General features: G+C 72.2%; 15 protein-coding genes and 2 pseudogenes. 11 read left to right on the forward strand and 6 right to left on the reverse strand.

Translation table 11 applies throughout. The annotated features are described in order from the left end of the window. The first annotated feature begins 1 nt into the window (after window position 1). The 5 genes from HDA41_RS06490 (at window position 2) to glpK (ending at window position 6,565) form a co-directional block, all read left to right on the forward strand. Window positions 2-427, forward strand: a complete 426-nt coding sequence (locus HDA41_RS06490) for a Zn-ribbon domain-containing OB-fold protein (RefSeq protein WP_184993212.1) — start codon at window positions 2-4, stop codon at window positions 425-427. Beyond that, window positions 424-1,614, forward strand: a complete 1,191-nt coding sequence (locus HDA41_RS06495; RefSeq protein ID WP_184981541.1) for a lipid-transfer protein — start codon at window positions 424-426, stop codon at window positions 1,612-1,614. Before HDA41_RS06490 ends, HDA41_RS06495 begins: the two co-directional genes overlap by 4 nt. 263 nt (window positions 1,615-1,877) lie before the next feature. After that, window positions 1,878-3,518 carry a GGDEF domain-containing protein gene (locus tag HDA41_RS06500; protein WP_184981543.1) on the forward strand — a complete coding sequence of 547 codons (1,641 nt, stop codon included), beginning with the start codon at window positions 1,878-1,880 and terminating at the stop codon, window positions 3,516-3,518. A 712-nt stretch (window positions 3,519-4,230) separates the two neighbouring features. Then, complete coding sequence (locus HDA41_RS06505) at window positions 4,231-5,025, forward strand: MIP/aquaporin family protein (protein ID WP_184981545.1); 795 nt, start codon at window positions 4,231-4,233, stop codon at window positions 5,023-5,025. Window positions 5,026-5,044: 19 nt separating this feature from the next. Beyond that, complete coding sequence (gene glpK / locus HDA41_RS06510; RefSeq protein WP_184981547.1) at window positions 5,045-6,565, forward strand: glycerol kinase GlpK; 1,521 nt, start codon at window positions 5,045-5,047, stop codon at window positions 6,563-6,565. Window positions 6,566-6,694: 129 nt separating this feature from the next. On the opposite strand, the gene HDA41_RS06515 is transcribed toward glpK, so the two are convergent. The 5 genes and pseudogenes from HDA41_RS06515 to HDA41_RS06535 all read right to left on the reverse strand — a co-directional run bounded on the left by HDA41_RS06515 (window position 6,695) and on the right by HDA41_RS06535 (window position 11,554). Next, window positions 6,695-7,300, reverse strand: coding sequence for a GTP-binding protein (locus HDA41_RS06515; RefSeq protein WP_184981549.1), 606 nt, complete (start codon window positions 7,298-7,300; stop codon window positions 6,695-6,697). Between the two features lie 55 nt (window positions 7,301-7,355). Further along, window positions 7,356-7,610 (reverse strand): annotated as a pseudogene (locus HDA41_RS06520) (hydantoinase/oxoprolinase N-terminal domain-containing protein); the annotation flags it as partial. 24 nt (window positions 7,611-7,634) lie between these two features. After that, window positions 7,635-8,030 (reverse strand): DUF742 domain-containing protein, encoded by a 396-nt coding sequence (locus HDA41_RS06525; RefSeq protein ID WP_086605366.1) that lies wholly within the window; start codon window positions 8,028-8,030, stop codon window positions 7,635-7,637. Window positions 8,031-8,039: 9 nt separating this feature from the next. Next, on the reverse strand, window positions 8,040-8,474 hold the full coding sequence (locus tag HDA41_RS06530) for a roadblock/LC7 domain-containing protein (RefSeq protein WP_184981553.1): 435 nt from the start codon (window positions 8,472-8,474) through the stop codon (window positions 8,040-8,042). Continuing rightward, the gene (locus HDA41_RS06535) at window positions 8,471-11,554 is read right to left on the reverse strand and encodes a nitrate- and nitrite sensing domain-containing protein (protein WP_184981555.1); all 3,084 of its coding nucleotides are present in this window, start codon (window positions 11,552-11,554) and stop codon (window positions 8,471-8,473) included. Before HDA41_RS06535 ends, HDA41_RS06530 begins: the two co-directional genes overlap by 4 nt. Window positions 11,555-11,972: 418 nt before the next feature. On the opposite strand from HDA41_RS06535, the gene HDA41_RS06540 reads away from it, so the two are divergent. From HDA41_RS06540 to HDA41_RS41075, 6 genes and pseudogenes are all read left to right on the forward strand, one after another. Next, window positions 11,973-12,533 carry a hypothetical protein gene (locus HDA41_RS06540; protein WP_376706851.1) on the forward strand — a complete coding sequence of 187 codons (561 nt, stop codon included), beginning with the start codon at window positions 11,973-11,975 and terminating at the stop codon, window positions 12,531-12,533. Between the two features lie 219 nt (window positions 12,534-12,752). Beyond that, the gene (locus HDA41_RS41060; protein WP_230299581.1) at window positions 12,753-12,938 is read left to right on the forward strand and encodes a hypothetical protein; all 186 of its coding nucleotides are present in this window, start codon (window positions 12,753-12,755) and stop codon (window positions 12,936-12,938) included. After that, window positions 12,926-13,651: pseudogene (locus HDA41_RS41065) on the forward strand (aldehyde dehydrogenase family protein). The gene HDA41_RS41060 and the pseudogene HDA41_RS41065 overlap by 13 nt, the downstream one beginning before the upstream one ends. A gap of 127 nt (window positions 13,652-13,778) precedes the next feature. Next, window positions 13,779-14,000, forward strand: coding sequence for an aldehyde dehydrogenase family protein (locus HDA41_RS42245; protein ID WP_268251512.1), 222 nt, complete (start codon window positions 13,779-13,781; stop codon window positions 13,998-14,000). A gap of 38 nt (window positions 14,001-14,038) precedes the next feature. Continuing rightward, window positions 14,039-15,601, forward strand: coding sequence for an APC family permease (locus tag HDA41_RS06550; RefSeq protein WP_184981558.1), 1,563 nt, complete (start codon window positions 14,039-14,041; stop codon window positions 15,599-15,601). Window positions 15,602-15,610: 9 nt separating this feature from the next. Continuing rightward, on the forward strand, window positions 15,611-15,745 hold the full coding sequence (locus HDA41_RS41075; protein ID WP_260423319.1) for a hypothetical protein: 135 nt from the start codon (window positions 15,611-15,613) through the stop codon (window positions 15,743-15,745). Here the strand turns inward: HDA41_RS41075 and HDA41_RS06555 are convergent. Next, window positions 15,742-20,370 (reverse strand): hypothetical protein, encoded by a 4,629-nt coding sequence (locus HDA41_RS06555; protein ID WP_184981560.1) that lies wholly within the window; start codon window positions 20,368-20,370, stop codon window positions 15,742-15,744. The genes HDA41_RS41075 and HDA41_RS06555 overlap by 4 nt on opposite strands. Between the last annotated feature and the right edge of the window lie 3 nt (window positions 20,371-20,373).

The raw sequence follows: 20,373 nt of genomic DNA on the forward strand, positions 1-20,373 counted from the left end.
CGTGGTGGTGGGGTGGTTCACCGGGGAGGGGGATGGTTTCCGGCTGCTCGGCACGCGTTGCGCGGCGTGCGCCTCGGTCTTCTTCCCCCGTGAGGACCATCACTGCCGCAACCCGGCCTGCGCGGGCGGGGCTTTGGTGGAGGTCCCGCTGTCGCGGCGTGGTCGCGTCTGGTCGTATACGGACAGCCGGTATCGGCCACCGTCACCCTACGTGAGCGATCCGGAACTTCCGTGGGATCCGTGCGCGTTGATCGCTGTGGAGCTGGAGGCCGAGCGGATCGTGGTGCTGGGACAGGCTGCTCCCGGGGTCACCGTCGCGGACCTGACGGTGGGCATGGAGGTGGAGGTCGTGCCCGGCGTGCTCCACGAGGACACGGAAACGACCTGGACGACGTGGCACTGGCGGCCGACGGGGGTGAAGGCGTGACGGGCGAGGTGGCGGTGCTGGGTGCGGGCATGCACCCATGGGGCAAGTGGGGACGGAACTTCGTCGAGTACGGCGTCGCAGCCGCCCGCGCGGCGCTCACCGACGCCGGGCTGGACTGGCGGGACATCGGCTCGATCATCGGCGCGGATACCGTCCGTGGCGGCTATCCCGGGTATGTGGCCGGAGCTACGTTCGCGAAAGCACTGGGCTGGCAAGGGGCCCGGGTCACGAGCGTGTACGCCGCGTGCGCGACCGGGGCGCAGGCCGTGGACGCGGCGCGGGCCCAGATCCTCTCCGGGCAAGCCGAAGTGGTGCTCGTGGTGGGAGCCGATGCCGCTCCCAAAGGGTTCTTCCGACCTGCGGGTGGCCACCGGCCCGACGATCCCGACTGGCTGCGGTTCCGGGTTCTCGGGGCGACCAACCCGGTGTACTTCGGGCTGTACGCCCGCAGGCGCATGGCCGTGCACGGCGACACCCCGGACGACTTCGCACAGGTGAAGGTGAAGAACGCCGAGATGGGAGCGCTGAACCCCCACGCGCGCTACCGCAAGCGGGTCACCGCCGAGGAGGTCGCCGCCTCCGCCGTCGTCGCCGATCCGCTGCGGCTGCTCGACATCTGTGCGACCTCCGACGGCGGCGCGGCGGTGGTGCTCTCCAGCCTGGAGTTCGCGCGGCGGCACGGCGATGCGGATCCGGTGCGGATACGGGCCGTGTCCACGGTGACGCCACGTTACCCGAACACCGTTCTGGACCTGCCGGACGTCGCCACCGACTCCGCTGTGGCGGTCGATCCGCCTGCCGAGACGTTCCGCATGTCGATCGCCCGGGCGGCCTACGAGGAGGCAGGAGTCGGGCCGGAGGACCTGTCGCTGGCCGAGGTCTACGACCTGTCCACGGCGCTTGAGGTGCAGTGGTACGAGGACCTGGGGCTGTGCGCTGAGGGCGAGGGCGCGAAGCTGCTGCGGGACGGGGAGACGGCCCTGGGCGGGCGCATACCGGTGAACGCCAGCGGCGGACTGGCCTCCTTCGGCGAGGCGGTTCCGGCACAGGCGATAGCCCAGGTGTGCGAGCTGGCCTGGCAGTTGCGGGGCGAGGCAGGTCAACGGCAGGTGGCGGGAGCGCGCGTGGGCATCAGTGCGAACCAGGGGCTGTTCGGGCATGGGTCGGCGGTGATCGCGGTGCGGTGAGCCTGGAGGGGCAGACGCGGGACGGGGTGGGTGCCGGACACGGCGTGGGGCTGGTGCCGGGACGCGGCAGGGGCGGAGTCAGGACGGCGTGACAGGGGGCGGTGCCACGGGAGGTGCCGGGACGTGGCATGGAGCCGTCTCGCGCGGGCGCTGGCGGTGCGGCCGCGACGCGCCTGGCATACGCTGTGTGACCGCTTCGGAATCCTGTGTGAACGTCTCATGAACTGCGCTTGGGCGTGTGCCAGCCGAGTCATCATGCTCCCGTGCACTCCTGGACGGACACTCTCCGCTTCGCCTTCCAACCGGTGGTCAATCTGACGACCGGCGCGGTCGCGGGACTGGAGATACTCGCCCGCCCGGAGACCGGCGACATCCTGGCCGAGGCCCGCCGGGATCCCGAGCTCGACAGCCGGCTGGCGGTGTCGGCGGTCCGCGCGGCGGTGCGCAAGGAGACCCTGCTGCCGCTGTTCGTCAACGTGTTCGCCGGCACCCTCGCCGACCTCGGCGGGCTGCCTTCGCTGCACGACGCCGTGCGCGAGGCGGGGCGGCTTCCGTGGGAGGTGACGATCGACGTCTGCCCGCCGTACACGCACGTGCCGCAGCGGGCGCTGCTGGAGGCGGTGTCCAGGCTGCGCGGGCAGGGCTTCCGGATCTGCGCGGACGGTGTCGGGGACGGGGACGTGCCCTTGCGGCTCCTCTCGGACGTCACGCCAGACTTGGTGAAGCTGGACGCGTCGCTGCTGGCGCGGCCGGCGGTGGTGCGGTCGATGCGGACACTGTGCGACGAGTTGGGGGCTCTTCTGGCCGTCGAGGGCGTGGAGACCGAGGGGCAGTGCGCGGCAGCGGTGGCGGCCGGGGCGCAGCTGGCACAGGGTGAGCTGTTCGCCCCGCCGGCCCGGCTGCCCGCCGCGGACGTCTACGTTCCGCCCCGCTCCCCCGCCGATGTGGCCGTGCCGCGATCCGGACCGTCGGTGCGGGAGTTCGTACGACCCGCGGCGCTGCTGCCCGCCACGGCCTCCGCCGGGCGGGTCCGGGCGCTGCTGACCGGATCGCCGGACGTCTCCGGGGTGTTGCTCGTGGACACTGCGGGAGTGCCGGTCCGCTCGGTGCACCGGTCACGCTTCCTGTTGTCGATGTCCGGGCGCTACGGGCATGCCCTGTACGCCGACCGGCCCGCGGCCAAGCTCGGTGACCCACCGCGGACGGTGGGCGTCGACGCCACCGCCTGGGAGGTGCTGGACGTCGTAGCCGTCGGCGAACGGGACCGCACGTCGGACGATGTCGCCGTCGTCGACGAGTACGGGCGGTGTGTGGGCGTCGTACGGCTCGCGGATCTCGTGCGCGCACTGGCCGAGACGCGGGTGGAGGAGGCGGCGGGGCTCAATCCGCTGACGCGTCTGCCCGGCTCGGACGCGATCACCGGTGAGGTGGACCGGCGGATCGCGTCCGGGCGGGCGTTCGCGCTGAGCTGGCTGGACGTCGACCACTTCAAGCAGGTCAACGACGGGGCCGGGTTCGCTGCGGGCGACGAGCTGATCCGGGCGGTGGGGCGTGCGTTGCAGCAGGCCGCGACCGACGGTACCCGCGTGGGACACATCGGCGGCGACGACTTCCTGGTGCTCGCCGAACCGGAGAGCCTCGATCCACTGGCCGTCTCCGTGCTGGACGCCCCGTGGTCGGCGGGCGGTCGGCCGGTCACGCTGTCGCTCGCCACGGTGCTGTGCGCGCCGGGCAGCGTGACCGACCACCGGCAGGCGGCTGCTTGCCTGGCACCGCTGAAGAAGGCGGCGAAGGCGTTACGCGGCGCGAGTTGGGTGCTGGGCCGAGCGGGCCTGCCCGGGCATGAGACCCGCCGCGGCCCGGCGCCGGCCCCGGCAGGGTGTGGGGTGGCGGAGCCGGGTTGAGGCTGAGAGGGGCGCCCAGGGGCTCCTGGGGCGGGGCTGGAGCCATTGGCTGGGTGTGAGGCGGCAGGACGGGGCCGTACGGACGCCGGTGGGGTCGTGGCGCCGTCGGGGGGTGGGCGCCTGGACGCGACTGTGCCCCGCCCGCCAAGGGCCGGCACGGGGCCATGGCCGGGGTGCATCTCGTCCGGTTGAGAACCCGCCTGGCCAGGTGGATGCTGGTGGCTAGCAAGCGAGGAGTCAGGTGCAGGCTGGGCGGTCGCCCACGGCGGAGCTCAGCGGAGGCCGGACGACACGACCAACAAGGCCCTCGCGCGGCTCACCAAGGACCGCGCAGGCCCCGACCAGATCTGAACAACGACCCGACCGGACACCGCCAGGGCCGTGCAACCGGCCACCCGGCCCGGCAGGAGCCCGGCTCACATGGCCGTCAACCGTTGCGGTAGGCGACCTTGACGCCCCTTGGGTGCCGGTGAACACTTCCGGTGTCAGTCGACATCGCCGTACATACTCGGCGTATCCGGCACTGCGGCGCGCGGGCGCGCCTGCGCAAAGCCCTTTCCCCCACGGGCGATTCGGCTGCGACGGCACGCTCGTCACGGATGCCGGGCGGGGCGCGGGATCTCCCTGCCTTCGGCTGAAGTAGCCATGGGCAACGCACCCTGCACGTGAGGACCGGGGCGGACCGTCCCCGGGCCACGGCCTAGGAGCCGCCATGAGTAACGGAGACATCTTCTTCGGCGAGATGATCGGCACGGCGATACTGATCCTGTTCGGCGCCGGTGTGTGCGCCGCAGTGACCCTCAGATTCTCCAAAGCCCGGGCCGCCGGCTGGGTGGTGATCGCCTTCGGCTGGGGCTTCGGCGTGCTGGCCGGCGCGTACACCGCCGCTCCTCTCTCCGGAGGGCACCTGAACCCGGCCGTCACCTTCGGCATCGCCATCGACACCGGCGTGTGGGAGAAGGTCTGGATCTACGTGCTGGGGCAGATGGCCGGCGCCATGATCGGCGCCGTCCTGGCCTACCTCGTGTACTTCGCCCAGTTCCGGGCCAACGTGCGGCAGACGGGCACCACGGAGGGCACGCTGGACGAACCGCTTCCGACGCTGGGCATCTTCTCCACGATCCCCGAGATCCGGAACCCGGTGGCCAACCTGGTCACGGAGATCCTCGCCACCATCGCCCTGGTGTTGCCCCTCCTCGCCCTGGTCGGTAACAACAGGCACGTCGAGGGCATCGGCATCGGGCTGGTCCCCGGCGCCGAGGGCATCTACGGGTCCGGCATCGCGATCCTCCTGGTCGCCCTCCTGGTCGTCGGCATCGGCCTGTCCCTGGGTGGTCCCACCGGCTATGCCATCAACCCGGCGCGTGACCTCGGCCCGCGCATCATCCACTCCGTCCTGCCGATCCCGAACAAGGGAGGGTCCGACTGGGGCTACTCCTGGATCCCGGTCGTCGGTCCACTGATCGGCGGAGTACTGGGTGGCCTCATCTACAACGCAGCCTTCTGAACCAGCCCAAGGGGTAGCCATGACGGACAACGCCGAGAAGTACGTCGCCGCAATCGACCAGGGCACCACATCCAGCCGCTGCATCGTCTTCAACCAGGACGGCGCCATCGTCGCCGTGGACCAGCGCGAGCACCGGCAGATCTTCCCGAAACCCGGGTGGGTGGAGCACGACGCCACCGAGATCTGGTCCAAGGTGCAGGCGGTGGTCGCCGGGGCGCTCGCCAAGGCCGGGCTGCGTGCCGACCAGCTGAGCGCGATGGGGATCACGAACCAGCGGGAGACGACGCTCCTGTGGGACCGCACGACGGGGAAGCCGGTGCACAACGCCATCGTGTGGCAGGACACGCGGACGGCGGCGCTGTGCAATCAGCTGGGCGGCTCGGAGGGGCAGGACCGTTTCCGCGAGCAGACGGGCCTGCCGCTGGCCACCTACTTCTCCGGGCCCAAGGCGGCCTGGCTGCTCGACAACGTGCCGGATCTCCGGACTCGTGCCGAACGCGGTGAGATCGCCTTCGGCACGATGGACTCCTGGCTGATCTGGAACCTCACCGGCGGCACGGACGGCGGGCAGCACGTCACCGACGTGACCAATGCCGGACGCACCATGCTGATGAACCTGGAGACCCTCCAGTGGGACTCCTCGATCCTCTCGGCGATGAACATCCCCGAGGCGATGCTGCCCGAGATCAAGTCCTCCGCCGAGGTGTACGGCACCGCCCTCGGCCAGCTCGCCGGCGTACCCGTCGCCTCCGCGCTGGGCGACCAGCAGGCCGCCGTGTTCGGTCAGGCCTGCTACGACGTGGGCACCGCGAAGAACACCTACGGCACGGGCAGCTTCCTGCTGCTCAACACCGGCAACCGCCCCGTGTCGTCGAAGAGCGGCCTGCTGACGACGATGGGGTACAAGATCGGGAGCGAGGCGCCGGTCTACTGTCTGGAGGGGTCGATAGCCATAACGGGCGCGCTGGTCCAGTGGTTCCGCGACCAGCTGGGCATCATCCGCACCGCCGACGAGATCGAGCCCCTGGCCGCGAGCGTGGAGGACAACGGCGGCGCGTACATCGTGCCGGCGTTCTCGGGCCTGTTCGCGCCGTACTGGCGCTCCGACGCACGTGGCGTGATCACCGGGCTGACCCGGTACGTCACGAAGGCGCACCTCGCGCGTGCGGTGCTGGAGGCGACGAGCTGGCAGACGCGCGAGGTCGTGGACGCCATGTACCAGGACTCCGGGGTGCACATCACCACCCTGAAGGTCGACGGCGGCATGACGAAGAACAACCTGCTCATGCAGCACCAGGCGGACGTGCTCGACGTGCCGGTGGTGCGGCCCAAGGTCTCCGAGACGACCTGTCTGGGCGCCGCGTACGCGGCCGGTCTGGCCACCGGTGTGTGGAACGACCTGGACGAGCTCAAGGCGCACTGGCAGAAGGACGTCGAGTGGACGCCGTCCATGGAGGCGTCGGTGCGGGACCGTGAGCACCACAACTGGCGCAAGGCCGTGGAGAGGAGCTTCGGCTGGGAGGAGGACGGCGACAGCTAGCCACGCGCGCGTGGAGCTTCGTTTGGGGCACGCACGATGCGGAGCACGCACGCGTGGAGCGCGTTTTCGGACTGCGGACCGTACCCCTGTCGGCGGGGGTACGGTCCGCGCCCGCCGGCCGGCCGAGCGTCAGGTGGTCACCGTCTGGCGGCGGTCGGCCGCGTACGCCATGGCGTGCTGGACGACGCCGATGAGTGCTTCCTTGACCGACTCGCGGTCGCGGGCGTCGCACATCATGAGCGGTACGCCGTCGTCGAGGTCGAGGGCCTGGCGGACGTCCTCGACCGGGTAACGCGGGGCGCCCTCGAAGCAGTTGACGCTGACGAGGAACGGTATCGAGCGACGTTCGAAGTAGTCGACGGCGGCGAAGGAGTCCTCCAGGCGGCGGGTGTCGGCCAGCACGACGGCACCCAGCGCGCCCTCCGAGAGCTCGTCCCACATGAACCAGAACCGCTCCTGGCCGGGCGTGCCGAAGAGATAGAGCACCAGGTCCTCGCGGAGCGTGATGCGGCCGAAGTCCATGGCCACGGTCGTGGTGTGCTTGCCTTCCACACCCCTGGTGTCGTCGACCGGGCGCCCGGCCTCGGTGAGCAGCTCCTCGGTGCGCAGCGGCCGGATCTCGCTGACCGCGCCGACGAGCGTGGTCTTGCCCACGCCGAAGCCGCCGGCCACCAGGATCTTGAGCGTGACGGGCTCGACCGGAGGCTTCCCGCGCTCAGAACGCCCGAAGATCATCGATCTCTTCTCCTGCTTGATGGGGGTCGGGCGACGGCGGGCCGTAGCCTCCGCCGCCTGGGGTTTCGATGACGAGTACGGCCTTGCGCTCCAGGAGGGCGTTGGTGGCGCCCCTCGTGCCCATGCGCACGGTGTCGACGGGGTCGCCGGAGCCGGCCGGCAGGGTGCGGACGCCCTGGACCGCCGCGTCGGCGGAGCGGGCCGGACTGTCCGTCAGGGGCTCGTGTGTGAGCAGCCAGCCGTCCGGGCGACGCGCGACGATGTCGGTGAAGGAGTCGTCCCGGTCGACCCGGAACTGCCGGCCCGTCACGTCAGCACCCCGCTTCCGCGCTGCTCACAGCGCCCGGAGGCCGTTGATCACGTCGCGCAGAATACTCTCGTCCGGCAGCTCGGCAGGGGGTACGGGCCGGTTCACGTGGACGAACTCCGCGTCCACGAGGTCTCCGACAAGGACCCGTACCACCCCGATCGGCAGGTCGAGTTCCGCTGCGAGTTCGGCGACCGACTGCGGGGCGTCACGACACAGTTCGACGATGTCCACATGCTCCGGGGAGAGCATGTGGTCCGCTTCCGGGTCATCCGCGTGCGGTTCCGTGACCACGACCGCGATCAGGTCCAGGCGGTGCTGGCCCTGACTGCTGGTGCGGCCGCGCGTCATGGCGTACGGACGGACGACCGGTCCGGCCTCGTCGTCGAACCAGTGCCTTCTTCCCTGACCGTCAGCGCTCATGTCATCCCACTACCCGCCTGCGGGCAGATCGGTGCGCGGAGCGGCGCCCAGATGCACGCCTACTCGCTTCACGAGGAGCGTCATCTCGTAGGCGACCTGGCCGACGTCCGAGTCGGCGTCCGAGAGGACGGCGAGGCAGCTGCCGTCACCGGCGGCCGTCACGAACAGGAAGGCGTCGTCGAGCTCGACGACCGTCTGGCGGACGTTGCCGGCCTCGAAGTGGCGTCCCACACCCTTGGCGAGGCTGTGGAACCCGGAGGCGACGGCGGCCAGGTGCTCGCTGTCCTCCCTGGTCAGATCCCTGGACACGCCCGTCGGCAAACCGTCGCCGGAGAGCACGAGGGCCTTGCGGATGCTCGCGACGCGGTCCACCAGGTCGTCGAGGAGCCAGTTCAGCTCCCCCTTGTTGCTTGCGGTGTGGCCGGTCGCCTTCGGTGCGGTCATCGACCGTCCCCCTCTGTCGTTCCTTGTCGTGCTGTACCGCTGTGGGCGGCATCGCCCTCTGCGTTCTCCTCGCGGCCGCGCTGCCAGCCGCGCTGGAGCGAGGCCATACGGCTGCGTACTTCATCGGCGTCGCGTTCGGCGGGCTCGGCTCTGTCCTCCGTACGCGGCTCGGCTCCTCGTTTCAGCTGCGGAGCCAGGTTGGCCTGGCGGACGCGCCGGGGCAGCGGCGCGGTGCCGGAGCCGGGCTCGTGCGGTGCGGAGCCCATGGCCTGTCCCCGTCGTGCGGAGCCGCGAGCCGAGCCGGTCTCCTGGGGCATGGCGCCGGGGCCGGTCACCTGGCGCGGCGGACCGCCGGTGGCCCCCGGCGTGAGGCCGGGGCGGCCCGGGTCGCTCGAGGCGATCTCCGCGCGGCGTGTCCGCGTGGGCAGTGTGGGCGGCTCCGCCCCCGGGCCGGACGAGGCCGGTGATTCGGTGCGGTCGTCGTTACGGCCGGTGGCGCCGATGCCCTGGCGACCGGACTCCGCCCCCCGACGGCGGGCCGGCAGGGGTGGCGGTGTGCCGGGCCGGGTTTCGCCTCGCCGGCTGCCCGTCGAGGGGTCTTCGGTGCGGCGGCGGACCGGAGGCGCGGACGCGGGCTCCGCCCCGGACCGGCCCGTGGGCCCGCTCACGGAGTCGTCGCCCCGGCGACGGGCAGGGAGCGGGGAGGTGCCGCCCGAGTCCGCTCGGCCGGTGCCCGTGGTGGTCTCCTCGTCCGTCCTGCCCCGCCGGGGGCGCTGCTCGGTGACCGGGCGCCCGTGCGAGCTGACCAGTTTGGGAGTGTGGCGGCGCGGCAACTGGACCGGGTCGTCGTCGGTGTCGGTCCGGTCGTGTGCGCTGTGGGCGTCGGCGGCCTGGCGCGGGTCGGGGCGGCGGCCGGCTGTCTCGTCCTGGGCGCGGGTGAGGGAGGGGCGGGGGCGGAACAGGTCGCCGTGTTCGCTGTCCTCGTCGTCGAGAGCGCCGGGGAAGTCGCCGATGACATCCAGGTCGACGGGAGCCTCCAGCTCCACCGGTCCGTCCAGGAGGGAGGCGGGCAGGCCGGGCCGCTGCGCGGACCCCTGGGACAGCGCGGCGCGGCGGCTGTCCTGCGGCTCGCCCTCCTTGGCCAACTGGGGGCGGTCGAGCCGGAACCCGATGCCGTTCGTGTCCGGGACGTCGTCCGTCAGCAGGGCGTCCGGGATGAAGACGACGGCGGTCGTGCCGCCGTACGGGGAGGGTTGCAAGGAGACGCGGATGTTCTGCCGCTGGGCGAGACGGCTGACCACGAACAGGCCGAGCCGGTCGGTGTCGGACAGCTCGAACTCCGGGGTCTCGGCGAGCCGGAGGTTGGCGTCCAGGAGGGCTTCGGCGGCCATCCCGAGACCACGGTCGTGGATCTCCAGGGTGAAGCCGTTCGCGACCCGCTCGCCCAGGACCTGGACGGCGGTGTGCGGCGGGGAGAAGACCGTGGCGTTCTCCAGGAGTTCCGCCACGAGGTGCGTGATGTCGGCGACGGCCGGGCCGGTGACGGCGATACGCGGAAGGCGGCGGACCTCGATGCGCTCGTAGTCCTCGACCTCGGCGACGGCGGCGCGTACGACGTCCATGAGCTGGACGGGCTTGCGCCACTGGCGGGAGGGCGCGGCGCCGGAGAGGATCACGAGGCCCTCGGCGTGCCGGCGCATGCGGGTCGTCAGGTGGTCGAGGCGGAACAGGTCGGCGAGTTCATCGGTGTCCTCGGTCCGGCGCTCCATGGCGTCGAGCAGGGTGAGCTGCTTGTGGAGCAGGACCTGGCTGCGGCGCGCGAGGTTGACGAAGACCTCGGAGACGCCGGCGCGCAACTCGGCCTGTTTGACGGCGGCTTCGACGGCGGCGCGCTGGAGGGTGTTGAGGGCCTGGCCGACCTCGCCCATCTCGTTCTTGTCGTACTCCAGGCGCGGGACCTCGGTCTCCACGTCGACCTGCTCGCCCGCCGACAGGCGGCGCATCACGCTGGGCAGCCGCACGCCGGACGCCTCGTGGGCCTCCAGACGCAGCTGCCGCAGATCGCGGATGAGGGTGCGGCCGACGCGCACGGACAGGAAGAGGGAGACCAGGAGAGCGAGCAGGCCGAGTACGCCGGCGATGACCGCCTTGGCGATGACGCCCATGGCCACCGGTTCGACGCGGTTCTGGTAGCGGTCGTTGGCCTGGTCGTTGAGCGTGCCGAGTTCGTCGAGCACGTTGCCGGCGGCGCTGTCCCAGCTCTTCGCGGTGACGCCGCGCGGTGTTCCGCCGGCGGAGGAGACGGCCGCTTCCTCGGCCACGCGCAGCGGAGCGGTGGAGGCGTTCTTCCAGAAGCTCTGGTAGCGGTCGCGTTCCGAGACGGGCAGCAGCGGGAGGTTGGTGTCGTACATCAGGGTGCGCTGTGCCACGAGGTCGGAGATGTCACGCTCCTCGGAGCGGGAGATCTCTCCGACGATCAGGGCGGAGCCGAGGAGAGCGTCCTCGCGGGAGAGCAGTTCGCGGGCGCGGGCGAGATTGACCAGCGCGCGGTACTGCTTGTCCAGTTCCACGTTGTCGACGACGTGGAGGTTGGCGAGCAGGACGTAGCACGGGTCGACCAGCCGGTTGTAGAGGTCGAGGGCCTGGGAGCGGTCGACGGTGCCGTCCTCGACACTGCGGCGCAGCGACTCGATGCCGTCGAAGGCGTCCAGGACCGCGGTCAGCCGCTCGTCGGTGTCCGCGCCCATCGCGTCGCGCACGTCCGGATTCCGGGCGTTGTCGCGGATGCCGCCGACGGCCTCGTCGGTGGCGGTCCGGCTGCGCCGGAGCGCGGCGAGCCCGTCGGAGGCACGGGGGTCGGCCAGGTAGACGAGGGTCTGGCGGCGTTCCTCCTGGAGGACACGGACGGTGTCCTCGATGGGATAGCCGATCTTCTCCACCACGGACGACACGTTGAACAGGTCGCCCGCCTCACGTCCCGTGAGCACGGTGGCGAAGGCCCAGATCGCGGTCAGGGACACCAGCGGCACGAGAAGCAGCGCCACGATCTTCCGGCGGATGGACTTCCCGCGAAAGCGCATGGCCTCCCCCAGCTCGGGCCCCCGGCTACCGGGGGTACACATGTGCGTCAACAAACGGCGCGAGCCTACTACCGACGGCCAGGGAACTCGAAGCCGGGCCGGAAGCTGAACTTCCGCGCCAGTCCCGGGGCATGTGGAGTTGTCCGGGCATTGCGGGAGTTGTCTCCCCGAAACCGATGGTGGCCATGCCGGACAACGCCCGTGATACGGCCGGGCGGTTGGCTGAAATTTTTCGGTTTCCGGGAATCTTCGTGGCGGGTTGTTCGTCCTTCTCTGTGGGAAATGGAGGCGGAATCGGCCACAGCGGCCGCATCCCGCATCCGGGCGGCGTAAAACAGCGCAAGCCGGGCAGCCGCTGGGGAAGACGGGTCTTCGGATGCGAGTGAGCAGTCTGCCGGCGGTGGGGAGTGACACGGTGATGGGCACGGCGGAGCGGCGCGGGGCGCCCAGGGCGGGCGGGGTGCAGGTGACGGCTCAGGAAGCCGAAGAGACCGATCGGGACAGTCCGGCCGACGAGGCGGAGGTCACGGCTCGCGAGTCGGGGGTTCCGGCTGACAAGGTGGGCCGTGACGTGCGCGAGCAGCAGTACTACCGGCCCCTGTGGGTCGAGGAGCCGGCGCGGCGGCGCCGGTTGCCGGATCCGGTACGGACGGCCGCCGTGCGAGCGGTCCTCCTCATCGCTCTGACGCTGATTCAGGCCATGGTGGCCTTCCTGTGCACGATGGCCGGCTCCTGGCTGGCCTTTCCCATGGTGATCAGCAGCGTGGTGAGCACGATCGCGGCGACCTGGGGCGCGCTCGACGTATGGGTGACGCGTCAGGTCTGGAACCAGCGCCACGGCGTGGTGTCCATGCCGAGCAGCACGGCACGGGCCCTACGACGCGAGCGGCGCCGGGCCCGACGGCAGCAGCGCGCCACCGAGCGGGCGCAGGCGCGAATACGCCGACGGGGCGGGGCTGGGCAGTTGTCCCACTCGTAAGGAGGGACGACGGGCACCGGCGAGGCGACCGGACAGAGGGCCGGACGCTCGACGGTGTGGCGGATCCGGTTCGCCCCGCTCCACGTCGCGCAGCAGGCGGGTGGCCCCTGCGGCCGACAGCCGAGCCCGTACCCCTCACCGCACGACCGACTGCGCCCTCTCCTCCCCGGCGCTCCGGGCGAGTTCGCGTCTCGCCCGCATGAACGGGCGGGGCGGTCCATGGCCAGCACGGCGGTCGTACGGCCGTCCCGCTCGTACCGGCGCGAGTACGACATCGACGACCTCGCGAACCGCCTCCGCTTCTTCAGGCGGCTGGTGGCGACCGAGTCCGGCCGGGTCGTCGGCACCGGCAGGGCGGACGTCGACAGCCCGGTGGGTACGAGCCCGCGGGCGTGTGCGGGCTGATCACGCCTTGGAACTACCCGCTCCTGCCGACGGCCTGGAAGGTTGCCCCGGCCCTCGCGGCCGGCAACACCTTCGTGCTCAAGCCGAGCGAGCTGACCCCGCACACCGCGATCCATCTCTTGCGGCTGCTGGCGGAGGCCGGGCTTCCGCCGGGTGCCGGCAACCTGGTCCTCGGTGCCGGCCTGGAGGCGGGTGCCCCGCTCGGCGACCATCCGGATGTGGACCTCGTCTCGTTCACCGGCGGTGTGCAGACCGGCCGCCGGCTGATGGCGGCCGTCGCGGGGACGGTGAAGAAGGTGGCCCTCGAACTCGGCGGCGAGAACCCCGACATCGTCTTCGCCGACGCCGGCTTCGGGGCCGCCGTCGACATGGCGCTGACCGCCGTGTTCCCGCATTCGGTGTAGCTGCCGGGCGACCTCGCCGGCCGGCCGCGGCTCGACCTCGTGCTCTGCGGGGGCGCGGCTGCTCGTGGAGGACTCGCTGCACGACCGCTTCGTCGACGAGGTCGGCGGGCGCGGGACATCCGGCTGGGCGGGCCGTTCGACGAGTCGGCCCGGACCGGTCCGCTGATCCCGGCCGCGCACCGGGACAGGGTCGAGGCGTATGTGGCGAGAGGCCTGGCGGAGGGTGCGGCGCTGCGCTGCGGCGGCTCGCGCCCGGACCGGCCGGACCTCGCCGACGGCTTCTCCTACCCGCCCACCGTGCTGGACTAGTGCGCCGCGAGCATGTCGGTGGTCCGCAAGGAGTCGCTCGGTCCGGGCCTCACCGTCGAACGGTTCTCGGACGAGGCGGGAGGCCGTCCGCCTCGCCAACGACCCGGTCTACGGCCTCGCGGGTGCGGTGTGGACGAGTGACGAGGCCCGGGCGGCGCGCGTCGCGGCCCGGCTGCGGCTCGGCACGGTGTGGATCAACGACTACCACTACGTCCCGCAGGCGGAGTGGGGCGGTTTCAAGCAGTCCGGCTTCGGACGCGAACTCGGGCCCGCGGGGCTCGCCGAGTACCGCGAGACGAAGCACATCTGGCGCAACATCCGTCCCACACCCCAGGGTTGGTTCGACTGATCGAGCCCCCTGAGTGAACACCCCTTGAGGAACCGCCCATGAAACCGACCGCGCAGCCCACCGACCAGCACGGCCAGGACGACGCCGAACTCACCGAGTTCGGCTACAGACCCGAACTCAAACGCACCCTCGGCAACTTCCACACCTTCGCCGCCGGGATCAGCTACATCTCGATCCTGACCGGCACCTTCCAGCTGTTCTACTTCGGCTACGGCAGCGGCGGCCCCGCCTACTGGTGGTCGTGGCCGATGGTCTTCGCCGGCCAGTTCATGGTCGCCCTGTGCTTCGCGGAGCTCGCCGCCCGCTATCCCGTCGCGGGCTCCGTCTACAACTGGTCCAAGAAGATAGGCAATCCGCATCTGGGCTGGCTCGCCGGCTGGATGATGTTGATCGCCTCGATCGTGTCCATATCGGCCGTCGCGCTGGCCTACCAGTTGACGCTGCCGCAGATCTCGTCGGTCTTCCAGTTCGTGGGGGACGGCACCGGTACGTACGACGTGGCGACCAACGCGGTCATCCTGGCCGCGGTGTTGATCCTGTTCACGACCCTCGTGAACGCCTTCGGCGTCAAGTTGATGGCCCGGATCAACACGGCGGGCGTGTTCATCGAGTTGATCGCCACTGTCGTACTGATCGTCCTGTTCGCGGTCCACATCACGCGCGGCCCCCAGGTCGTCATGGAGACGCAGGGCACCGGCGCCGGCTACGGAACCGGGTACTTCGGTGCCTTCCTGGTCGCCTCGCTGGCCTCGGCGTACGTCATGTACGGCTTCGACACCGCCGCCTCGCTCGGCGAGGAGTCCCTGAACCCGACCCGCAACGCCCCGCGCGCGATCATCCGGGCGATCGTCGCCTCTTTCATCCTCGGCGGCCTGATCCTGCTGCTCGCGCTGATGAGCGTGTCCAGTCTGCAGGGCGAGAAGCTGTCCACGGACGGCCTGCAGTACATCGTCCTGGACGTGCTGGGTCCGACGGCCGGCAAGGCGATGCTGTGGTGCGTGCTGATCGCCGTGACGGTGTGCGCGTTGGCGGTGCACACGGCGGCGGTGCGGCTGGCGTTCGCGATGGCCCGGGACAACAACCTGCCCGCGTCCTCGAAGCTGGCCAAGTGCCACCCGCGGTTCCAGACGCCGGTCCTGCCGACCGTGATCATCGGGATCCTCGCGCTGGCGATCCTGGTGGTCAACATCCGCCAGCCGCAGATCTTCACCGTCGTCACCAGCATCGGCATCATCATGATCTACCTCGCCTACCTGGGCGTCACGGTGCCGCTGCTGGTCGCCCGGCTGCGCGGAAAGTGGCAGCCCGGGGGCGAGGGCCGGTTCTCGCTGGGCCGCTGGGGGCTGCCGGTCAACATCGTGGCCGTGCTGTGGGGCGCGGCCATGACGCTCAACCTCATCTGGCCGCGGGCCGCCGTCTACAACGCCGCGGCTCCCTACCACTGGTACCTGCGCTGGGGCGCGGTGCTGTTCGTCGCCGTCATCGCGGGCGGCGGCTTCGCCTACTACTGGTTCGTCCAGCGGCACAAGACCGGCGTGCTCGCCGAGCACCGCTCGGCCGCCACGGCCACTGCTCCCGCCGCCACCCCGGCGGCCGACTGAAGGAGGACCGTGAGTACGCATGAGTTCGACTGCGTCGTGGTCGGCGGCGGCACCGCGGGCAACGTCACCGTCACCCCGTGCGTCACGACCATGATGATCGGCGAGAAGTGCGCGGATCTCCTGCGGGAGGACGCCCGAGCCTAGGACACCGGGCGTTTGTACATCCTGGTGGCCGTGATCTCGCTGTGTCCCGCCTCCCCCGCCTGGGGCTGCTGCGGCAGCCCCGGGCGGAGGTGTTCCTCGACGCTGATGTACTTGAGGCCGGCCCGCAGGTCGGCGTCGTTGCGCATGCGGATGACCAGGGGGAACTCGGCCAGCGCGGTCGTGTCGAACAGGCCCGTGGTGTAGAGGAGCTGGACGCCCAGGGCGTCCGACACCGCCCGCTGGAGCTCCAGCAGGTACGTGGCGTTGGCGCGGCCGATGGGGTTGTCGAGGAACAGCGTGCCGGCGTGCCGGTGCTTGTCGCGGCCCCGGTCGTTCGAGCGCAGCGCGGCCATCGTGCAGTACAGGGCGATCGCGGCGGTGAGGAGCTGACCGCCGGAGAAGACGTCGCCCATCTGCCCGACGGGGACGCGCTCGGCGCGCAGCACCGCGTCGGGCTTGAGGATCTCGACGGCGACGCCCTTGGGCTGCAGGGCCGCGGCGACGCCCCGCAGCAGCAGGGACATGCCGTCCCGCCGCAGGTCGGAGTTCTTCTTGACGGCGGCACGGGTCGCCTCGTCGATGACCTCGCCGAGTCGTTCGGTGAGCGTGGCCTGGTCGGGCTCCTCGAAGCGGATGCGGAGGAACTCCTGTCCCGACCACTCGCCGAGGCCCTCCGGGAGGCGGGAGAGGCGCTGTGCGGAGCGCAGGGTGGCCAGGGCCGACTCGACCAGGCCGCGCAGCCGGTCGACGATCGAGTCGCGGTTGCGCTCCAGTTGCTCCAGTTCGTCGGTCAGGACCCGGAGCCGGGGCGCGAAGGCGTCGGCCCACTTCTGGGCGTGTTCGGGCAGTGCGGAGGCGGGCAGTTCGCGGATCTGCTGCCGTGCCGGGGTGCGGACCTGTTCGTAGCGCGTGGAGTTGGCGTGCCGGACGAGGATGTCGCTGGCCTCGCGGACGGCGGCCTCGGCGGCGGACAGGTCGGCGGCGCAGCCGCGCAGGGAGCGGCGGGCTTCGGCGGCGGACTGCCGGGCCTCCTCCGGGCTGCCGGGGTACGGCTCGGTCTCCTCCTGCTCCTCCTCCGTGGCGTGCTCGCGCAGCAGGTCGCGGAGCATGACGGCGATCTCGTCGAAGCCGCTCGCCGCGTCCTCGGCGGCACGGTGGGCGTCGAGGAGCTCGGCGTGCGCCTCGCGTGCCTGGTTCAGCGCCTCGGTGTGGGAGGCGAGTTCGGCCGTGGCGGTGCGCAGCAGGGTCTGCGCGTGCTCGGCGTCGCGCGGCTGGAGGTCCTCGGGGAGGTCGGTGTGGGCCTCGCCGTCCTCGGGCGCGAGCCGTTCGGCCTCGCCGCGCAGCCGCCCGAGCTGCTCGCTCGCGCTCGACATACGGGTCTCCAGGAGCTGCACCAGCTCCTCGGCGCGGGCGGCGGCGGCCTGGCGGCTGGGGCCGTCGGAGCCGTCGGGGGATTCGAGGAGCTGTTCGGCGCGCGTACGGACCTTGTTGCTCAGCCGGTCCAGCTCCGCGCGGGCCGCGCTCTCGTCGCTCTCGGCGCGGGCCTGTTCGGCCCGCAGGTCGGCACCGACGCCGACCTTCTCGTACAGCTGTGAGGCCGCCCGGTAGGCCTCGCGGAGGGCGGGCAGGGAGGCCTTCGGGGTCCGGGCGTCGTCCTCGGGCACGTCGTCGGGGGCGCCGGCGATCTCGGAGCGCTCGGCGCGCAGCGCGCGGGCGGTGCGGCGGGCGTCGTCGGCGGCGCGCTGGGCGGCCCGCCGGTCCTCGTCGGCGGCCCGGGCCCGCTCCAGGCAGGCCTGGGCGCTCGCCTCGGACTCGGCCGCCTCGTCGGCCAGTTCGCGCAGCTTGACCTGCCAGCCGGCCCGCTCGCGCAGCCGGAAGGCGAGCCCGGCGAGGGCGTCGGCGGAGCGGCGGGCCTTCTGGGCGGCGTCCTGCCGCTCGTCCCGGACGCGCGCGGCTTCGGCGGCGGCCTCGTCGGCCTCGGCCCGCACCGCGCGCGCCTCGGCCAGCTCGGCTTCCGACTCCTCGGCGAACGCGCGGGTGTCGTGTGCCGCCTGGGCCAGTTCGGCGAGCCGGCCGGCCGGGCAGCCGGTGCGCCAGGAGGCGAGCCGGGCGGCCAGTTCCCGGTCCTTGCCGAGCCGGGCAGCGAGTGTGCGGATCTCCTCGTCCCGCTCGGCCGCCCGGGCGCGCAGCGCCTGGCGTTCCTCGTCGGCGGCGTGCTCGTCGTGCATGGCCGGGTTCGGCGGGACGAGGAACACGTCACCGCTGTCGCTCTCCGGGGCGGGCGTCGGGGCGAGCAGGGCGGCGGCGGTGCCGACCGCCACGGCGGACCGGGGCAGCAGCGCCGCGTCGCCCAGCGCCTCCCTGGCGCGTGCGTGGGAGTCCGGGTCGGTGATGATCACGCCGTCGACCAGCTCGGGCCGGGCGGCCAGCACGCGCGCGTGGTCGGCCGGGTCGACGGCCTGGGCGAGGTAGCGCCAGCCGGGCAGCGCGGGGATGCCGTGCTCGCCGAGGAACTCGACCGTGGCCAGCACGTCCGGGCCGGGCGGCAGCAACCCGCCGTCACCGAGCGCGCCGAGGATCCGGGAGTCGTCGGCGGCGGCCGTACGCAGTTCGAAGAGCTGCCGTTCGGCGGAGGCGACGGCGTCGTCGAGCAGTTCGCGCAGATCGTCGGCGAAGCGGTCGAGCTCCTCGGGGCTGAGCCCCTGTCCGCCCGGGGCGGGCCGGGTGGCCGGTTCGCTGTCCGTGCCGTGGCGGGGCTGCGGGATGCCCGGGCGGGTCTCGGAAGTCAGGCTGAGGAGTTCCGCGAGCCGCTCCTCCCCCGCCAGCGCCTCGGCGGTGCGGCGCTCGGCCTCGTACGACCGCTCGGCCGCCGTCGCCGCGTCCGCCGCGCGGGCCGCGGTCAGTTCCGCGCGGGTCTCGGCGGCGGCGGCCTCGCGCGCGTGCTCGCCGGCCCGGCGGGACGCCTCACGGGCCGAGTCCCAGGCAGCGACGGCGGTCTTCTCGGCGTCGCTCGCGGCAAGGGCCGCACGGGCCGGGTCGGCGTCGGGCGCGCTGTCGTCGAGCCAGCCGGCCCGGACGGCCTCGGCGGTCTCCTGCTCGACCTCGGCGAGGCGCTGCTTCAGATGCCCGACTTCGCTGCGGGCCCGCTGCGCCTGCGTGGCGGCGGCGGTGGAGTCCCGGTAGGCGGCGTCGCTGACCTCCTGGAGGGCGTCGGAGCGCTCCTCCTCCTCGTTGGCGTGGTTCTCGGCCTTCTCCGCGGCCGCGTGCAGGGCCCGTACGAGGTCCACGGCGGCCTTGGAGCGGGCGGCGAGCGCCGGGGCGGCGTCGCGCTCCGCCTCCTGGATCGCGGCGGACACCCGGGCGACGCGGTCGGCGGCGGCGCGGTGGCGCAGCACGACCTCGGCGGCCTGCCACGCGGCGTACAGCGTGCGGGCGTCGGCGAGCTCGCGCTTCTGCGCGGCTGCGGACTTCTCGGCCGCGGCGAGCGCCAGCGAGGCGTGCCGGTAGGCGAGTTCGGCGGAGATCAGCGCGCTGCGCTCGCGGGCCGCCTCGGCGTGCGTGACGGCGTACGCGGCGGCGGTGACCCGCTGGGCCAGGTCGGCGGCCCGGACCCGCTCCCGCACGCCGCGCGCGGAGAGCCTGCGCGCCAGGGTCCGCGTACGGCGCTCGGCTCCGGCGTGGATGTCACGCGCGCGGGAGCGGGCCTCGGCGGCCTCGACGATCCGTCCGAGCAGGTCGACGGACCCGGCGGTGAAGTCGCGTTCGGCGATCAGCTCGGCACGGCGGCCCAGCTTGTTGCCGAAGCCGCTGACCAGGTCCGCGAGCCCGTCGGTGTCGCGGGTGTCGGTGACGGCGCGCAGCAGCAGGTCGGTGAAGTCGGCGTCCTTCTTGACCGCGAAGAGACCGGCGGCCTCGCCCTCGTCGGCGTTCATCTCCCGCTGGTATCGGAAGAGTTCGGGGTCGAGTCCGAGGTCGCCGAGGTGCTCGATCCAGCGGTCGTGGATCTCCTCCCAGTGCACCTCCAGGTGCGGGTACGTCTTGCCCGCCTCCGTGAGGGCGTCGCGGAAGCCCTTCATGGTGCGACGCCGGCCGCGCGCGCCCGACTGGCCCTCGACCGACGCCCGTACGGCGGTGGACTCGGCCACGGGGAGGTTGTCGAGGCTCAGTCCGGGCCCGGGCCGGAAGGAGTACCAGGCCTCGGCGAACTTGCGCGGGTCGTTGGAGACCTGCCGCCCGCGCCACTCGCTCACCTTGCCGACGACGACGCACTCACCGGTCAGCACGTGCTGCCACTCCAGCGCGACGTGGCCGCAGTCGTCGGCGAGCAGGAACTTGCGCAGCACGCCGGAGCTGGCGCCGCCGAGAGTGTTGCGGTGGCCCGGCAGCATCACGGAGAAGATCAGCTTGAGCAGGACCGACTTGCCGCCGCCGTTCTCCAGGAAGAGCACACCGGCGGGCGCGGGCCGGCGCGGTGGGCCGACGGGCTCCTCCTCGAAGAACTCCGCCTGCGTGGGCGCGGGGTCGGGCACGGGCTCGCCCACACCCCGCAGGTCGAGCACGGTGTCGGCGTAGCGCGCACCGGCCGGCCCGATGGAGTAGAGGCGGACCCGGGACAGCTCGTACATGGC

The organism is Streptomyces caelestis, assembly GCF_014205255.1.
In the GTDB taxonomy this organism is placed as follows: domain Bacteria; phylum Actinomycetota; class Actinomycetes; order Streptomycetales; family Streptomycetaceae; genus Streptomyces; species Streptomyces caelestis.

What these genes read in the sequence shown, in the direction of transcription:
- HDA41_RS06505 (WP_184981545.1), top strand. Translation starts at nt 4,231, where the DNA reads ATGAGTAACGGAGACATCTTCTTCGGCGAGATGATCGGCACGGCGATA.
- glpK (WP_184981547.1), top strand. Translation starts at nt 5,045, where the DNA reads ATGACGGACAACGCCGAGAAGTACGTCGCCGCAATCGACCAGGGCACC.
- HDA41_RS06515 (WP_184981549.1), bottom strand. Translation starts at nt 7,300, where the DNA reads ATGATCTTCGGGCGTTCTGAGCGCGGGAAGCCTCCGGTCGAGCCCGTC.
- HDA41_RS06525 (WP_086605366.1), bottom strand. Translation starts at nt 8,030, where the DNA reads ATGAGCGCTGACGGTCAGGGAAGAAGGCACTGGTTCGACGACGAGGCC.
- HDA41_RS06530 (WP_184981553.1), bottom strand. Translation starts at nt 8,474, where the DNA reads ATGACCGCACCGAAGGCGACCGGCCACACCGCAAGCAACAAGGGGGAG.
- HDA41_RS06535 (WP_184981555.1), bottom strand. Translation starts at nt 11,554, where the DNA reads ATGCGCTTTCGCGGGAAGTCCATCCGCCGGAAGATCGTGGCGCTGCTT.
- HDA41_RS06540 (WP_376706851.1), top strand. Translation starts at nt 11,973, where the DNA reads ATGGGCACGGCGGAGCGGCGCGGGGCGCCCAGGGCGGGCGGGGTGCAG.
- HDA41_RS41060 (WP_230299581.1), top strand. Translation starts at nt 12,753, where the DNA reads ATGGCCAGCACGGCGGTCGTACGGCCGTCCCGCTCGTACCGGCGCGAG.
- HDA41_RS06550 (WP_184981558.1), top strand. Translation starts at nt 14,039, where the DNA reads ATGAAACCGACCGCGCAGCCCACCGACCAGCACGGCCAGGACGACGCC.
- HDA41_RS06555 (WP_184981560.1), bottom strand. Translation starts at nt 20,370, where the DNA reads ATGTACGAGCTGTCCCGGGTCCGCCTCTACTCCATCGGGCCGGCCGGT.